The organism is Shewanella sp. 10N.286.52.B9 (assembly GCF_002873635.1).
GTDB lineage: Bacteria > Pseudomonadota > Gammaproteobacteria > Enterobacterales > Shewanellaceae > Shewanella.
This window is the reverse complement of record NZ_MCTY01000025.1, coordinates 52954-70486: the sequence shown is the minus strand read 5'-3', so window position 1 is coordinate 70486 and position 17533 is coordinate 52954. Positions and strand designations below refer to the sequence as shown.

General features: G+C 43.3%; 14 protein-coding genes. 8 read left to right on the top strand and 6 right to left on the bottom strand.

Annotated features, from left to right (window positions below; all coding sequences use genetic code 11):
• Nucleotides 1-12: 12 nt before the first annotated feature.
• Entirely contained in the window at nucleotides 13-1392 is a 1380-nt protein-coding gene (locus tag BCU91_RS02540) for an FAD-binding oxidoreductase (protein ID WP_102440302.1), read from the top strand.
• A 71-nt stretch (nucleotides 1393-1463) separates the two neighbouring features.
• Here BCU91_RS02540 and BCU91_RS02535 read toward each other — a convergent pair whose 3' ends face one another.
• Nucleotides 1464-2720, bottom strand: coding sequence for a D-amino acid dehydrogenase (locus BCU91_RS02535; RefSeq protein WP_102530832.1), 1257 nt, complete (start codon nucleotides 2718-2720; stop codon nucleotides 1464-1466).
• 35 nt (nucleotides 2721-2755) lie between these two features.
• Nucleotides 2756-3127: a RidA family protein gene (locus BCU91_RS02530; RefSeq protein ID WP_102475793.1), complete on the bottom strand. Its 372-nt coding sequence runs from the start codon at nucleotides 3125-3127 to the stop codon at nucleotides 2756-2758.
• Nucleotides 3128-3435: 308 nt separating this feature from the next.
• On the opposite strand from BCU91_RS02530, the gene BCU91_RS02525 reads away from it, so the two are divergent.
• Nucleotides 3436-4155, top strand: coding sequence for a Crp/Fnr family transcriptional regulator (locus tag BCU91_RS02525; protein ID WP_102530831.1), 720 nt, complete (start codon nucleotides 3436-3438; stop codon nucleotides 4153-4155).
• A gap of 194 nt (nucleotides 4156-4349) precedes the next feature.
• On the opposite strand, the gene BCU91_RS02520 is transcribed toward BCU91_RS02525, so the two are convergent.
• Nucleotides 4350-6530, bottom strand: coding sequence for a TonB-dependent receptor (locus BCU91_RS02520; protein WP_102530830.1), 2181 nt, complete (start codon nucleotides 6528-6530; stop codon nucleotides 4350-4352).
• A 330-nt stretch (nucleotides 6531-6860) separates the two neighbouring features.
• Between BCU91_RS02520 and BCU91_RS02515 the strand changes: the two genes are divergently transcribed.
• From BCU91_RS02515 to BCU91_RS02500, 4 genes are all read left to right on the top strand, one after another.
• Nucleotides 6861-8408: a M81 family metallopeptidase gene (locus tag BCU91_RS02515; RefSeq protein WP_102475797.1), complete on the top strand. Its 1548-nt coding sequence runs from the start codon at nucleotides 6861-6863 to the stop codon at nucleotides 8406-8408.
• 36 nt (nucleotides 8409-8444) lie between these two features.
• The gene (locus tag BCU91_RS02510; RefSeq protein WP_102530829.1) at nucleotides 8445-9779 is read left to right on the top strand and encodes an MFS transporter; all 1335 of its coding nucleotides are present in this window, start codon (nucleotides 8445-8447) and stop codon (nucleotides 9777-9779) included.
• A 336-nt stretch (nucleotides 9780-10115) separates the two neighbouring features.
• Nucleotides 10116-11336, top strand: a complete 1221-nt coding sequence (locus tag BCU91_RS02505; RefSeq protein WP_102440310.1) for a threonine/serine exporter family protein — start codon at nucleotides 10116-10118, stop codon at nucleotides 11334-11336.
• 397 nt (nucleotides 11337-11733) lie between these two features.
• On the top strand, nucleotides 11734-13284 hold the full coding sequence (locus tag BCU91_RS02500) for a ShlB/FhaC/HecB family hemolysin secretion/activation protein (RefSeq protein WP_102440352.1): 1551 nt from the start codon (nucleotides 11734-11736) through the stop codon (nucleotides 13282-13284).
• Between the two features lie 48 nt (nucleotides 13285-13332).
• Here the strand turns inward: BCU91_RS02500 and BCU91_RS02495 are convergent, their stop codons facing one another.
• A complete protein-coding gene (locus BCU91_RS02495) occupies nucleotides 13333-13758 on the bottom strand; it encodes a DUF6491 family protein (protein WP_102440311.1) in 426 nt (141 codons plus the stop codon).
• Nucleotides 13759-13870: 112 nt separating this feature from the next.
• On the bottom strand, nucleotides 13871-14821 hold the full coding sequence (locus BCU91_RS02490) for a LysR family transcriptional regulator (protein ID WP_102530828.1): 951 nt from the start codon (nucleotides 14819-14821) through the stop codon (nucleotides 13871-13873).
• A gap of 459 nt (nucleotides 14822-15280) precedes the next feature.
• Between BCU91_RS02490 and BCU91_RS02485 the strand changes: the two genes are divergently transcribed.
• Together BCU91_RS02485 and BCU91_RS02480 are read left to right on the top strand one after the other, a co-directional pair.
• Nucleotides 15281-15829 carry a carboxymuconolactone decarboxylase family protein gene (locus tag BCU91_RS02485; protein WP_102519720.1) on the top strand — a complete coding sequence of 183 codons (549 nt, stop codon included), beginning with the start codon at nucleotides 15281-15283 and terminating at the stop codon, nucleotides 15827-15829.
• Nucleotides 15830-16013: 184 nt separating this feature from the next.
• Nucleotides 16014-16670, top strand: a complete 657-nt coding sequence (locus tag BCU91_RS02480; protein ID WP_102530827.1) for a DsbA family oxidoreductase — start codon at nucleotides 16014-16016, stop codon at nucleotides 16668-16670.
• 173 nt (nucleotides 16671-16843) lie between these two features.
• On the opposite strand, the gene BCU91_RS02475 is transcribed toward BCU91_RS02480, so the two are convergent.
• Nucleotides 16844-17533: a haloacid dehalogenase type II gene (locus tag BCU91_RS02475; RefSeq protein ID WP_102530826.1), complete on the bottom strand. Its 690-nt coding sequence runs from the start codon at nucleotides 17531-17533 to the stop codon at nucleotides 16844-16846.

Here is a 17533-nt window from a genome sequence, read left to right as displayed (position 1 = left end):
CAGAGAATGAATATGATAGATATTATAAAAAAGATAACCGCTATCGTAGGTGATAAAGGCATTATCCTTGGGGATGATGTTGCCAACAGGCCCGCTTACTCTTATGGCAAAGGACAATGCCAAGCACTGGCCATTGTGCGCCCTGCTTCAACCGAAGAGCTATCTAAGGTGATGAGCCTTTGCCACCAGCAGGATCAAACCACCATCCCTTGGGGCGGGTTAACCGGATTGGTCAATGGTACCTATGCAACAGCTGACGATATTGCGATTTCGTTAGAGCGCATGACTCAGATTGAGTCCATCGATAATCAAGCAGGCACTATGACAGTGCAAGCGGGCGTGCCGCTACAAATGGTGCAAGAAAAAGCCGCCGCACAAGATTGGTTATTTGCTCTGGATTTAGGCGCCAGAGGCAGCGCCACTATTGGCGGAAATATTGCCACCAATGCTGGCGGTAATAGCGTGCTTAAATATGGCATGATGCGTGAACAAGTCTTGGGCTTAGAAGCGGTTTTAGTGGATGGCACGGTTATTTCGTCATTAAACAGTATGCTAAAAAATAACGCCGGTTATGATCTTAAACAGCTATTTATCGGCACCGAAGGCACCTTAGGTATCGTCACTAAAGCCGTGTTACGCCTGCACCCTTTGCCCAGCAGTCGCAATACTGCCATTGTCGCCGCAACCCAGTTTGATGCTGTTGCCAAGCTACTGAAATTACTCAACAGTCACTTAAATGGTCAGCTATCGGCATTTGAAGTGATGTGGGGCAATTTTTATCAATTAATGACCGACTCAGACAAGCACAATACGGTTATCGACAGTGGCTATCCATATTACGTGTTAATTGAAGCCACAGGCCATAACGCCGAGCGCGACGCCGTGCAATTTGAAGAAGCGCTAATGGCTGCGTTAGAGCAAGATATTTTAGTGGACGCCGCAATTGCTAAGTCAGAAAGTCAGCGTGAACAGTTATGGGCCATGAGGGATGATATTGACACTGTCATCAGCGAGTTAAACCCACTGTTTGCCTTTGATATTAGCCTGCCTATTGCCAACATGGAGCAATATATTCAGCAAGTTGAAAGCCAAATTATGACGCAGTGGCCCCATGCAAAATTCATTGTATTTGGTCACTTAGGTGATGGTAATTTACATTTAGGCATTTGTGTAGGTAGCTATGATGAGCAGACTAAGCATCAAGTGCAAAGCATTGTTTATCAGCAGCTAAAACCTTACGCTGGCTCGATTTCTGCTGAGCATGGCATTGGTTTAGATAAGCTTAAATACTTACATTGCTCCCGCACTGACAACGAAATAGCCTTAATGAAACGCTTGAAGCTCGCTTTTGACCCTAAAAATCTTCTCAACCGCGGCAAGGTTTTCCCTTAGAGGTGGTAATAAATGTCAGCGTAGCAAGCCATTCAGGTTTGCTACCCTGTCCAATTAACTCAGCAATTAACTCAGCAATTAACTGCGTAATCAGCGAGAGATATTTCAGGGCGCTCGCCACTAATAAGGTCTGCAAGCGCCTTGCCAGAGCCTGCCGCCATCGTCCAGCCTAAATGCCCATGGCCAGTATTAATATATAAATTATCAATTTTTGAGCGGCCAATTAGCGGTACACCCGATGCTGACACCGGTCGTAAACCCGTCCAACTTTTGGTGGTTTCTGGGTTCACAAAAGCGCTAGACTCAGGGTAAATCGCCTGCAATAAATCATAAAGATTCTGCAACCGCCCAGGATTTAACTGGGTATCATAACCGTTAAACTCTGCCGTACCCGCCACCCGAATTCGATTCCCTAGCGGCACCACCCCAGCGTGCAGCGAATGGTCTATCACAGGCATGCTAGGCCCGCCCTCCCAGCCATCAAGCGTTAGGGTTAATGAATAACCTTTACAGGGGCGAACCGGAATATTAACGCCCACTTTATTCGCCAATAACGGCGTGTAACTGCCTGCTGCCAATACAAATGCATCGGCATCTAACTGGCCTTGGCTAGTGTTAATGTGGGTGATTTTGCCCTGGTGCTTAATAATATCGCTTACTGTGGTGTTATATAAAAACTGCACCCCTACTTTTTCAAGGTAAGTTGTTAGCTCAACACAGTATTGATGGGCATCGCCAAAGCGATCTTCAGGAAAATAAATACTCCCCGCAACCTTACCTTTTAGCGGGGCCAATGCAGGCTCAAGTTTAAAGGTGTCATCACGGCTGAGCATAGTAAACTTAACCGCTTCAGGCTGAAGAAACTCGGCCATGGCCAGCACTTCATCCAGCTCCTGTTGCTGACGACAGACCTTAATGGTGCCACTGCCACCACCCAGATCAGACAAACCGATTGCTTGGGTCATATCATCAAGCACATCTAGGGTGTATTTCGCCATGCGGGTGTTACGAAAAATACTTTGCTCGTAGGTTTTACGGCGAGAGTTTTTTAGAAAGGAGAGCCCCCACAATGCCAGCGAGGGTAATGCTTTAGGTCTGAGTAGTAATGGCGAGTCTTCTTTGCCAATCATTTTTAGCATATTAAAGAACACACCTGGTGCATTCCAAGGGTCTGACAAACTGGGGGTCAGTAAGCCGCCGTTGGCAAAACTGGTTTCAAGCCCTGCACTTTCACGTCGATCAATCACTGTGACTTGATGCCCTTGAGCATGTAGCTGATAAGCGGTGCTCAAGCCCAACAGTCCACTACCAATAATAATGATATTCATGTTTTCCCCTCAAGCATTACAGCGCTAATTGGTGGCTAATCTTTTATCGCTAACGCTTCAATTTCAATGCGCGCACCCGGGATCAATAAATCAGATCTCACAGTCGCTCTAGCAGGAGGATTATTAGGGAAAAATTCAGCATAGGCCTGATTAAAGGCGGCAAAATCTTCAACGTGGGTTAACCAAATGGTATTTTTTACAATGGCGTCCAGCGTTAAATCTTGCTCTGCCAATAAGTTTTTGATGTTGGTTAGCACTTGCTTGGTCTGCACGGTGATATCACCATCCACTAATTGATTGTTCTGATCAAACGCCATCTGCCCAGATAAAAAAATAAACCCACCCGCAGCAACCGCAGGAGAGAAAGGTAAGCCTAAGGCATTGTTACCTAATACTTGTTTAGCCATTTAAATTCAACCTTATATCAATGATGTCATGATGATTAAAAATCATTATAGGTTTAGTTATTTAGCCAATACTGCAATCAAGATGACACTTTAGTAACTCTTGTTAATAAAAAAGATCCCGCTAAGTCTGCAGGTAACAAATTAGCACCATTTATTACTATGCTGTCAGCGCCAGCCATGGTAGAAATAATCAGCAGCCTTTACGGTGATGGCTAAATTTTTTACAAGAAAAAGGCCAATATAACAATAAAATATGGCCGTCAATTTCAGCATAAATACTAAAAATAATAACCAAAGTGAGCTCTAGTATGTCGAATACAGCTAATTGGATTGCGTTATTGCCGCAACACATTCAAGACGAAGTAACCGCTACATTTAAAATAAAACACTTTAGTGATGGAGAGCACATTTACAGAAAAGGTGAATCAGGTGCTGGCGCGGATCAATATCAAATACTCAGTGGTACGGTCCGTCTAAGAGTTATTGCAGACAATGGTAAAGAAGCCACTTATGTGATTTATGGTGAGGGTGACTGCATCGGTTTTTTATCCGCTATTGATAATGATGTACGCCCGCAAGATGTTATCGCCATTGGTGAGGTCAAAGTCGGTAAAATTTTATCGAAGGACTTCGAGCAATTAACTGAAAAATATCCCATTATTTATAAAACACTGTGTGAGCATGTGGCCTATCGTATTCGAGAGGTGTTTAACATGTATGAGTATGGGTTATTTTTTAATTTAGAGCGCCGCTTAGCCAATCAAATATTATTTTTACTGGCCTTTTCAGCCACTAATGTTCCTAACTCTGCTTGCCAAGAGCTTGAATTTACCCAAGAGATGTTAGCCTCTTCAGTAGGTGCGACCCGTCAGGCCATTAACAAGTTACTGAAAGATTGGTCAGATGCCGGATTTATTGAATATCACTATGGAAAAATCCGTATTTTAGATTCTAAGCCGTTAGTCAAAATATCTGGGGTGGATAAAATGATCACCTCTCAAGTGGCTGTTAAAGCCATCGCGTCATAGGCGTAAATAGGCTTAATTGCCCGCAAGTTATGGGATGAGTTAATGACTGCAGTGACGAGTTGAAGTTAATAGCTCACTTTAAACATTAAGTTAAATAGCATCAAAAAAGCGCAGATTATAAAATAATTTGCGCTTTTTATTTATCGTCAAAACCAAGGTTAAGCGTTAGCTAGACCAAGGTTACACCTGCAAGGCTAAAACTTATATTGTCCTTTAACGCCATAGGTTCTTGGCTGGCTGTACTGAGCACGTCCTATGCCCAAAAATGAGGTCGAGTTATGAATTTGCGACACATCATCTGCCAGATTTTTACCCCATAAGAACACATTCCATGCGCCTGACTCAGCTTCAAAGCCAATTCTTGCAGCGCTTTCACCGCGCTCTTGGTTTAAGTTACTGACGGCATTATCTGGGTTTGAGTAAAACTTATCCCGTTTGAAGTAATCAGCCTGAACCACAAAATCGCCATAGTTCAGTGAATAACGATACTCAGCGCCAATGCCATAGGTATATTTAGGCGCTTCAGCTAATTGATTACCCGAGAAGTCAGTACCAGGGCCTGCTGGCTCTGGAAAAGCTTTAAATTCAGCATCAGTGTAACCATAGTTTGCCCACAACTGTAGACTGTCGATAGGTTGCCATTGCAGCTCAAGTTCAAAGCCTTTACTTTCAACTTCTGCGGCATTGGTAATAGTAATGGCCGTGCCACCTGATGGCAGTTGAGTAAAGCTTTGCACTTGGTAATCATCATGTTGTGAGATAAACACATTGGCATTTAGATTTAAGGTGTTATCTAAAAATGGCGACTTAAAGCCAATTTCATAAGAATCAACCGACTCATCTTCAAAAGGTAACGCTTCGGCATCATTGATTAAGTCGGCATTATAACCACCGCTTTTAAAGCCGCGAGAATAGCGGGCAAATAGCAGTAAATCTTCAACAGGGATCCAATTTAAGCTCACCGTAGGTGATACATCTGATGCGTCACGTGACTCTTTGGCTGATAAATTAGTAAACAAGCCTGAAGTATCAACAATGGTGTAATCAATAGCTTTCTCTTCATAGGTGTAACGAAGACCTGCGGTGATACTCCACTGATCAGTAAATCGATAATTACCGTGGGCAAATAGCGCATATGAATCGGCATCAACATCAGCTACACGGCTAGCACCAACATACACTGGTGGCGCAGCTGGGTTAAGTGCAGGTGCAAAGGCTTGGACATCTGAGTCACCCTCAATACTTTGGGTTAGGTAGTAAGCGCCAACAATGTAATCAAAGCTTTCATAGGCAGGAGAAGCGAGTCTTAACTCTTGAGAGAAGTGAGTTGAGTCTTCTGTTTGAAATTCAGTAAAGGCATAGGGCAGTGGCGAATAGTCTTCATCCACATCACTTAAGTTCCATTCTGAGCTACGTAGGCCTGTAACCGATGTTAATTGGAAATCATTGGCAAAGGTATGATCAATGGTCAGCCCGCTGCCTTTAATGGTGCTATCTAACCTTTGGGTTGAATCTAATGACACCACATTGACATCCGGTGCGAGTGGATCATCGACTTTTTCACCCAGTAATACGTTGGCTTTATTTTCAACATAATCAAAGCTTAACGACACGTTGGTATTCTCACCCGCATGCCAATAAAATTGCGCTCGGGTTGCCAGCTCATCTTTATTATTGAATTCATCAACAAATTTATCTGCTGGGAGGATCACCCCCAGCGGATCGCTGTTTTCAACAAAACCATCACGATCGGTTTTCGTCACTGACAAGCGCCCTGAAAAATCTTCAGAAAATGGAACATTAATACTGCCGTTATAGCTTTGCAGGCCAAAATTGCCAATATCCACACCTAAACGCCCGCTCAGCTCATCTGAATGTGGTCGCTTAGTAATAATATTAATCGCACCAGCAACGGTATTTTTACCAAATAGGGTTCCCTGAGGGCCGCGCAATACTTCAACACGTTCAACATCTAACGCGGATTGGTTAGCAGCTGATGAGCGCCCAACCCAAACGCCATCAATATATACCCCAACGCGGTTATCGTAACCTGGGTTACGTGAGCGATCACTAATACCGCGAATACCAAAAGATGGTGACGACTCTATGTACCCAGTGACAATCATGTTCGGCACACTAAATTGCATGTCTCGCACATCTTGCGCGCCTAGCCTTTCAATATCGGTCTCGTTCATGGCACTGATGGCAATAGGGACTTCATTAATTGATTGGGCGCGTTTTTGTGATGTCACCTGAATGACTTCAATACCTGTGGCGTTGTCTTGTTGCGTAGGGTCATTTTCTTGTGCATAGCTTGGAGCACTAAGCCCCAGCAAAACCACACTAATTGCGATACCTAATTGTGTTCTCTTCATCGTCGCACCTGTTTATTTATTTTTGTTTATTGGATTATTTTTATAAGCAAAAAACAGCACGCTCCCAAACTGCGCAACTCAACAACTTTGCCTTTATCTAGGGGTAACAAACTGATTAGAGGCAATCTGTCACCTAGATTACAAAGTGGTAACTTTCACGCAACAAACAAAAAGATTTCATCTTAACATTTGCCAGCAGCGTCTTTGTCACTGGACTGACAACAGCTGTTTCGGCGCATAATGTTCAGCAAATGTAATCAATATGACAGTGTGGTGATTGCTTAAGCCCCTATCTTAACGTTAACGTTTTGATTACAAGTTGGTGGTGGCATGAAAGATTCAAATAAAATTCGCGTGGGGATCGGTGGGCTATTTCATGAAACAAACACCTATGCCACAGAGTTAACTGGGCCGACAACCCTTAAAGATTTAGTGGTGTATGAAGGTGAAGCGCTATTAAAGCTTGCGGGTACTGCCATGGGCGGCGCTATTGATGCCTGTCTCGAAAATGACTGGGAAATCGTCCCAACAGTATTCATGCACGTTAACACCACATTCGGCACAGTTACCGACGATGCTTATGCCGCCGTCAAGCAGCAGCTGTTATCAACATTAGCCAATGAGCCAGTCGATGTATTTTATTTGATGGTTCATGGCGCAGGTATCGTCCAAAGCACCTCAGATTTAGAAGGCGATCTGGCTAAGTCCATCCGCGAGGTCGTTGGGGTTGACACCAAAATCGTTGCCTCAACTGATTTACATGGCAAAGTGACAGATCTCATTGCTCGTGAATATGACTATTACACCACCTGTAAAGAATATGCCCACGTAGATTTTAATCCTTGCGCCAAAGAAGCACTACTCACTGGGGTTAGCGCCTTTTTAAATCAACTGACGCCCACCATGAATTACCAGAAAATTCCGATTTTATTGCCGCCTTCAACCACCATGGAGGCAGGTACCTTTGGCACCTTAATCCGCGATAAGTGCCTTGCCTATGAAGAAAATCCTCAAATACTCAATTGCTCGGTAATGCACGGTTTTCCCTATCAAGACACTGAATATTGCGGCATGTATGTATTAGTGACCACTGACAACGATATTGTGTTAGCTGAGCAAATTGCCACTGAATTTGCCCAATGGATTTGGGACAACAGACAACTCAGCCTTAATCTGCCACCTAATGTCGATCAAACCATTGCCATCGCAACCGATATTCTTGCCACTAAAGGCCGCTATCAAGCCCCCGCCGCTTTTTGGGAAAATGATAATAAACCGATTGTGATTGCAGATATCGGTGACAATCCCGGTGGCGGCTGTACCGGTGACACAACCCATTTGCTGAGTAAAATCCTCACCACCGACTTGGGTAAAGTGGCCTTTTTTAATATTCGCGATCCCCAAGTGGTAAAGCAAGCGATTGAGGCGGGTGTTGGCGCAACGATTAGTGTCAATTTAGGTGGCAAGTTAGATCCACTTCGCAGTGGCAATCCTATTGCGTGCACAGCTTATGTAAAGTCGATTTCTGATGGCATAGAAACCATTCGTGGCCCTATGTTAAATGGTGTGAGCTTCGATTTAGGCCCTTCAGTGAGACTCACCGTTGGCCAAGTGGATGTGATTGTGCAAACCGGTTTAGGCCAAGCTTTTGACGATGTATCGGGGCGTGCCCACGGAATTGATATTTATGAGTACGATGTGGTTTGCGTTAAATCATCAGCACATTGGCGCGCCTTCTACCAAAAAGTAAGTGATCACTTACTGATGGCTGACTCACCAGGGCTCACCACCGCCAGAGTGGGCGAATTTGCGCATACCAAGCTCACGCACCCTATATATCCCATTGATAATGATGCCAGCTTTCCCATTAGCGCATAAACGCTTCGCCGATAACGATAATAACAAGGATCATTTATGAAAAGTTCCAGCAATGTCATCAGCGACGATGGCGCATTAAATGCCGAAAACCGGCCCACAACTGCCGAAGATAGCAAGGCGACCAATCGCTATTATGTGCTGTTTATGCTGGCGCTAGTGTGCGCCTTGGCTTATATGGACCGCTTCGTATTGTCGGTGTTAATCGAACCAATAAAGCACGACTTAAGCCTTTCTGATACGCAACTAGGTTTGTTAACCGGCTTTGCGTTCGCCTTTTTCTATGCTGTGTTTGGTATTCCCATTGCCAGACTGGCAGATAAATATAATCGTCCATTGATCATCTCTGTTAGTGTGGCGCTGTGGAGTGCCATGACTGCAGCTTGCGGTATGTCAGTTAACTTCATTCAACTACTATTAGCCAGAATTGGCGTCGGAGTGGGTGAGGCAGGCTGTATTCCTGCCAGTCACGCCATGCTGGGGGACTTATTTCCCGGTAAACAAAAAGCCTTTGCGATTGGTATTTTCCAAGCTGGCGGCACCGTTGGTATTTTAGCGGGATTAATTTTAGGCGGCTTACTGGCCAACAGTGTGGGTTGGCAAATGACCTTTATTTTTATGGGCCTGCCCGGTTTAATCGTGGGCTTGGTGGTTTGGCTGACAGTAAAAGATAACAGAGGCCTAGATAGTGTCAGCAATCCGCTCATCAATGCTGATAATGATAAGCTCAACCTTATTGCGACCATCAAACATCTGCTAACACAAAGAACCTATCGAAACCTGATGTTAGGGCTATCTATGGGCGCGTTTGGTAATTATGGCATTGTGCAGTGGCTACCGTCATTTTTAATCCGAACCCATCACATGAGCCTTGAAGAAGTCGGTGTTCTTTATGGTTCGGTAATGGGCTTTGGTACCTTGTTTGGTACCTTGGCAGGGGCGTTTTTAGCCCCTAAGATTATTGCTAAAGATCAGCGCTGGGAAGTCAAATGGGCCGCATGTTGCTTTGTGATTGTCATTCCAATCTTTATCGGCAGCTTTTTAGTTGCTAACTCAACGCTGGCACTGGGGCTATTATTTTTAGGGGTATTTACCTTATCAACTGGGACTGGGCCATCATTTGCCGCAGTGCAAACCGTTGCAGGGCCTAAAATGAAAGCCATGGCCGTGGCACTAACCATGCTGTGTATGGCAATTTTAGGTCAAGGCTTTGGACCATTAGTTGTTGGCATGGTCAGTGACGCTTTAGTACCACAGTTTGGCGAGCAATCACTGCGCTATTCCCTCAGTATCTCAATGATTATTTTGGCATGGGGTGCGAGTCATTTATTTAAAGCATCTAGCACTATCGTTAAAGACAGTCAGTCGCTTTAATTAACCTGTCATCAACGGCTTAGGTAATACCTAGGCCGTTAGCTATAACATTGCCATCATAGATACCTGTCTGCTTGCTGGTTTTACAGCCAAAAAATCAACATGGCTCGTCGCTAACCTCTGCCTTTAATCCCCCCTTTGACCTGCGCTTTGAGCGTTAATACCTCAGCTTAAACATTTCTGGTCTACAGTATGTATAAACTAAATTATGCCAATGCTTTTTAACCGACTGATAAAATCGTAAAAATAGCCAAATGTAGGTATTCAGTAAAGCACATTTCGGTTACTATGCGCGCCAAATAACGACTCCCTTTTACCCTAGAGTGACCATGCAAAATGAACGATGACAACTTCATTGAAAAACGCCGATTTATCATAAGATTAGGTAAGGCGTTGCACAAATTTGGCACCCCGGCATATCGCCTTGAGTCCCATTTACAAACGGTCTCTACTACCTTGGGGATTGAAGGCTATTTTTTGATCTCGCCCACTTCAATGACCTTCGTGTTACAGCATGATACTGAGCAAGAATATAATCATGTGGCGCGGGTCAAACCAGGGGAGTTAGATTTAGGCTCCCTTGCCCGCACGTTTGATTTAGTTGAAGAGCTAACCACAGGTCAGCGCACCTTAACCGAAGCCCTTAATCGCCTAGAAGAAATTGCCAACAAGCCTAACCCTTACGGCCATAAATTAACCTTGCTGTCTTTTGGCGTCAGCGCCGGCGCTTTTGCGATGCTGATGGACACCAGTTGGAATGATGTGTTCTGGTCAGCCATGCTAGGGCTACTGGTTTATGGCATGGTTTTTTGGGCTGAGCGCTCGTCACGAATGGCAGAAATGCTTGAGCCCCTTGCGGCGGTGATATGTGCGATTCTTGCCTGCGGTATTGCCATATTAGACCCCAGTATTAATATTCCTGTGGTGATCCTCTCTGGGATTATTATTTTTATTCCCGGTTTAGCATTAACACTGGGGCTTGCGGAGTTAGCCGCGCGGGATCTCATCTCAGGCACAGCCAGAATTATGGATGCGATGATGCTGCTGTTTAAGCTGTATTTTGGCGCCGTATTAGGCATGACACTGGGTAAAGTCATGTTTGGCGAATCAGTGCATATTGAGCCTTACGCGCTACCAATTTATGCCTCGTGGGCGGCGGTGCCATTACTATCAATGGCGTTAGTGATAATCTTTAAAGCCCGCCTTAAGGATTCACCTTGGGGCATTTTTGCCGGTATCGTGGCGTATTTTTCAGCCATGATTGGCGGCTTATATTTAGGCGAGTCTATTGGCATATTTGTCGGCGCACTGGCGGTGGGCATTTACTCCAACTTATTTGCCCGTTGGATGAAAGCGCCGGTATCCATTGCCCTACTTCAAGGCATTGTTATTTTGGTGCCTGGCAGTAAAACCTATATCGGCTTAAACGCAATGATTTCAGGTGAAACCATGCTCAATCAGGCCCATATTGGCTCACAAGTGTTCTTGATTTTTATGTCACTGATTGCTGGGCTTATATTCGCTAACGTCATCGTACCGCCAAAGCGAAGTTTATAGCTTCTTAAATAATAGCTTCTTATATAATAGCCTCTTATATAACCGCCCTTTTAAAATGGCCCTCTAAAAAAGGCCCTCGGCAACACCAACAAGGGAGCACATCGCTCCCTTGTTGATTTTTACGCAAAAAAGCAGCGAAATTCAAAATACCCGCCATACTAAGATAAGGCATTTAATTTCAGCTGTTGAAATTTTAAATGCTATTTACTCAATAGCTTAATTAGCTATCCCTTCTATAAATAATTGAGTAGGTACCATAATAAAAACTAATAATATTGTGATAATTCGCGCTAATTGCGCTTTAGCCATTATCCTTGTTATTACCTTGATTATCTCTATCGCCGCGGCACATGCTGAGCAAATTAACAACCTGCAGCATTCAGCCTCGGCATTGGTAATGACAAACAGCAAAAACCAGTCAACCCCCTTTACTGTCGATAACATTATCGTGCAGAGCAATGCTATTTTTGATGAATCAGACCCTGATGCCTTCTTTATTCACCACTGGGCCAACTGGCTGCATATCAACACCACTGAAGCAACGATCCTCGATAAGCTTACGTTCACTGAAGGCGATGAGGTAAATCAAAAAACCTTTGCAGAATCCCAGCGCTTACTGCGAGCCGAGCCTTACCTGCGAGAAGCCAAAATTTATCTCGCAGAAAAAGATCCTAGCGCCGAGAATGAGCAAGATACTGTGGTGGTGGAAACCTGGGATAATTGGTCACTCTTGCCCACCTTCAGCTTAAGCTCTAGCGGTGGTGAAACTAAGTTTTCTGTCGGGATAAAAGAAGATAACTTGATGGGACGCGGCATTAAAACCCGCTTTAAATATCAATCAAATGCTGATCGAACCGGTTATAAGTTTGGCATTTCAGCACCACTAAAATTCATCAAACACGCCACAATTGCTGCCAATTGGTATGATAATAGTGACGGTCAAGCAACCCAACTGTATTTTAATAAGCCGTTTTACTCACTAGATACCCCCGATAGGTATTTCGCAGAATACTTAACCGATCAACGTATTGATACCTTAAGACAAAATGGCCAAGACGTTAATGAGTTTGAGCATAATGTCGATTATGCCGCTATCGGCTATGGCTGGCTTATTGATAAAACAGAGGCGGATTTATCGCGAATTAGCTTAGGTTTTACCCAAGATAAACACCAATTTGAGCCCAGTGAGACCTTCCCAAATCAAGCCTTGCCTGAAGACAGAGACTTTTTATACCCTTGGGCAAGTTATGAATACTTACAAGATGATTATAAGGTGTTTACTAATATCCATCTGATTAATAATCATGAGGACTTTAACTTAGGCTGGCGCCACTTTGTGCAATTAGGCATTGAGACTCGCGATGTCGCCGAAGAGTCTTCTGTAGGCTATCACCTAACGGTCAGTAGCAGTCGAGGCTATCAACAACAAGATAATTTATTCTTATTTAATCTTACTGGTGAAGCCAGCTTTAACACCAGCCAAGCCGATTACTATAATATCAGCATCCAAGGTGAATACTTCCACCACATTAACCCTAAATGGACCGCCTACGCTAAAACCCGCTTAGCCAGCTCGCAAAATAATTACCTCGATGACCCCTTTGCCCTAGGCGATGATACAGGGGTAAGAGGTTATCCTAACGACTATCAATATGGTGATAATCAATGGTTGCTCACAGGAGAAGTCCGCTATTATCCCAACATCAATTTATATCAACTTGCTGAACTTGGCTGGGCCACCTTTGTGGATATTGGACAGGCGTTTGGCGGGCCTGATGACAATAATGAAGTCAACGCCCCCATTGGCAGCATTGGCATTGGTGCCAGAGTGTATTCATCAAAATCCAGCTACGGTAGTGTCGGCCATATTGATTTCGCGGTGCCCTTTACCAGCGGCGAATATGTCGATGATTGGGAGTGGCGCTTTCAAGTGAAAAATCGTTTTTAAACTGACACTTGTCGTTACTGCTGCAAGCTTAATTTTACTCTCTAACCACTAAGGCTTTTTAACCGCTGAAAAGCCTGCTATTTTTTGTTTCACTTGCTGTTCTTGCTGTTTATCATCAATGCGATAGATGCTTTTTATTCGGGTGGTGAATTGCGGCTCTGCCGCGGTCGATACCGTATCAAAACCCGCTTCAACTGTCCCCAGTTTCGATGAGACCAATAAGGCTTGTGCAAACTGCAAATTATTATCAATGCCATCAAGCACCAGTAAATAACTTTGCCTTGGGCGCACGTCAATAAATAAACTACGGCTATCGATACTGCGCCAACTATCAAGTCGAAAATGACTAATCGAGTTAACCTGCTGTAACTCATCAAACTGATACATGGCCGCTTTTTGCTTACTGGCTTGCGTTGCGGCGCAGCCAGTAAGTAATAGCATGAATCCTAAGCTCATCAACTTGTTTACAGACATGGTATACCCTCCTTTTAATTCATTGCAACTGAAAACAAACACCTTCATAAACAACTGCTTACACCACATTTTTCACTTACAATGAATAACCATCACTAAAATTAGTTTCAGTTTATTTATACAAGTTTTTATAATTCGGTACGTGTTCAACCCACTTAGGTGGCGTGCCAATATATTGCTGCACCGCTTTAATAAACTCACTCACTAGCAGGGTTTGCTTACGATGCGGATAGACAGCATATATGCCAGTATCCATAGTGGAAAGTGAATAGCGGGTTAATAATGGCACTAATTTAAGCTCAGTAATCGACTGATTTAAATTAAATAAATCAATATGAGTGTAACCTATGCCATCCTTCACCGCTTCAATAATGGTTCTGACATCGCTGACTTTATAATTCCCCTGCATTTTATAGTTTTTAAACTGTTCGCCATGGGGCTGCTGGGATAAGCGCATCTGATCTAAGATGACACTACCATTGCTATAAATAACCGCAGGCAATTGAATTAACTCTTCTGGGGTTTGCGGGTGACCATGCTCTGCCAAAAATGCTTCTGATGCCAAGATGGCAAAGTGGGTCTTGGCAATTTTTTTTGCAATCAAATTCGACTCTGTGAGCTTGCCAATCCTAAAAGCCACATCAAAATGATCAGAAATGATATCGGCGCGTTTATCATCCAATGACAGGGTAACTTTAACATTGGGGTATTGCTTCATAAATTGGCTGATGACAGGTTGCAGATACTCCTGACCAAAGAAGATAGACGAGGTAATTCTAATAATCCCTTTCGGCTCAGACTGATATGAATCTGCAATATTTTGGATTTGATTTAGGGTATCTAATAAAGTCTGGGTTTGTTCGAGGATCTCTTCCCCTGCTGAGGTTAATGAAAACGAGCGCGTTGAGCGATTAAGTAATTGCACCCCTAATTCGGCTTCCAACTTTTTGATTTGCTTTGACAGTAACGAGTTATCCATATCGTGCAATGCCGCCGCTTTAGTAAACGAACCCTGCTGCACCACATCAAGAAAAAGACTCAGCTGTTTAGTAATCGATTGCATTTATCATGTCCTTGGAAGCTTCAAGCAACTTCAAATAAGCTTGAATAAGCTTGAATAAGCTCGAATAAGCGTACTCAGCTAACTTTGATTAAACTAATCATAGCTTGCTGCCAAACTGAATCCAATCAAAGTCGCCGCCTAATAGTTGATATAAGCTTCAAGTTTACGATTGCTCAGTATCAATAACTTCCCTCAAGCCCTTATGCTTATCTTTGCCCTGAGAAAAAAATGGCTATCACTCAACAATTACGTCGAGAAATTAAACTTAAATCTACGCTTTTTCAATGCATTAATCGCAAAACACTTTTTATTTTGAACAATCGTTCAAAATAATTCTTGAACGATCGTTCAATTAAGTCTATATTTATTTCACACAATGAAGTTACCCCCTATTTTTTACTAGAGCTAACTGACTTGAACTAAATTATTTATAAGAAGATTCAAATTCGGAGCATCATCATGAGCAAATTTACTATTCACACTATCGAGTCTGCACCACAAGCAAGTAAAACGATGTTAGAACAGTCTTTAAAAAGCTTTGGCATGGTGCCCAATCTTCATGGAGTGCTTGCTGAATCGCCGAATACCTTTGAGGCCTATCAAACACTGCATAACCTATTTGAAAGCTCATCTTTCAATGCCGAAGAATTAACGGTAGTGTGGCAAACCATTAATGTTGAACATGGTTGTACATACTGTGTACCAGCCCATACTGGCATCGCCCATATGATGAAAGTGGATGGCGCATTAACTGAAGCACTGAGAAATCGCACCGCAATGCCAACCGCTAAATTACAAGCACTACATGACACCACATTGTTGATGGTGCGTAACCGTGGCTTGTTATCTGATGCTGAAATGGAAGCCTTCTTTGCGGCAGGTTATGGCCAGCAACAGTTACTGGAAATCATTTTAGGTCTGTCACAAAAAGTCATTAGCAACTACGTAAACCATGTTGCTCATACTCCGGTGGATAAGCCTTTTCAACAATTTGCTTGGGAAAAGTAGCCGCTAATTCAGCGCCCACCAATAAGTAAGACATTTACGGTTAACATTAAAGCTGATAATTATCAGCTTTAATCATTTTCAAAGCTAAATCCAAGTACAATTCTAAATTCGAACCTAAATTCAGACCTAAGTTCAAACCCAAGAAAAGCATAAGTCCAAAATCACATAGCAAGGCAGGTGTAATATGTCAGATAAAATTAAACTCGATATCGTTTCAGATGTAGTTTGTCCATGGTGTGTGGTCGGTTACAAGAGTTTGCAGCAAGCCATTAAAGAGCTGGGGATAGAAGACAAAGTTGAACTTGAGTGGCAACCTTTTGAGCTCAATCCTGATATGCCTGCAGAAGGTGAAGAATTACGTGCACATGTGGCGCGTAAATATGGTTCAAGTGCTGAAGATAGCGCCAAAGCCAGAGAAAATATTGCCCAGCGCGGCGCCGAATTCGATTTTGAGTTTAACTTTGGCGACGACATGCATATCGTTAATACCTTTGATGCTCATATATTGCTGGATTACGCCAAAGGTTTTGATAAACAAACTGAATTGAAATTACGTTTGTTTAGCGCTTACTTTACTGAGCATAAAGATGTCTCAGATAGAGCAGTATTGGCCAATGAACTGGCTGCTATTGGGCTTAACGTCGATGAGGCTATGGCATTATTAGACAACCCCGACATCAGAGAGCATATCAGCGCTGAGAAAAACCAATGGACCGCTGCAGGAATATCTTCGGTACCGACGGTTATATTTAACCGCACTAGTGCCTTAAACGGCGCTCATCCGGTTGAGTCATATAAACAGGTACTGACGCAACTATTGGCAGAGTTAGAAAGTAACTAATGGTGAGACTTTTTTAAAGCCGATGACATAAAAAACGGATGATAAATATCATCCGTTTTTTAGTTTATGAACCCGCTGTTGATGGGATTTATCCCGTTCTGCTTTAAGCTTTTAGAGCACGGCTCATTAACTTCACTGCTAAATAAGCTTTGGTAAATGTTATCACTGCGGCGTTAAGTCTCTTTAATCGCAAATTGGCTCATCATATTATCTAATGCTAGTAAATCAGTGGCGATCACATTGGGCTGAATCTCCCAAGGGTCAAATATCGCCGTTGGTGATCGCTTAACCCAAGCTGCTTTAAGCCCTGCCGATATAGCCCCCGTCACATCAAAAGAATTACTGGAGATTAACCAAGTTTGACTGGCGACTGAGCCTGACACTTGCAAAAAATGCTGATAAATAGCCGGATTAGGCTTAAAGGTATTGATCTCATCGGCGCTCACTATCGCTTCAAATAACTCAATAAGGCCTGCTGTTTGCAATAATTGCTCAACCGCTTTGGCAGTACCATTTGAAAAGGCAAATAACCGATAACCTTGGGCTTTAAATGCCAGCAAGCCTTGCTTTACTTCTGCAAATGCTGGCAAGGTTTTATAGCGTTCTAGTAAGGCTTGTTTTTGGCTTGAAGATAAAGATATTTGATAATACAGGCAGGTATAATCTAGCGCTTGGCGGGTACACTCACTAAAAGGAACATAATTGTTCATCAAGCCTCTGCGAAACGAATACTCTAATTGTTTCTCGCGCCAAGTAGTTGAGAACCCAAAGGCTTTATCACCCACCAGCGTTTGCAATTGTGCCAACAGCCCATGGGTGTTAATTAGCGTGCCATAAACATCAAAAGCCAGTGTAATAGCCAT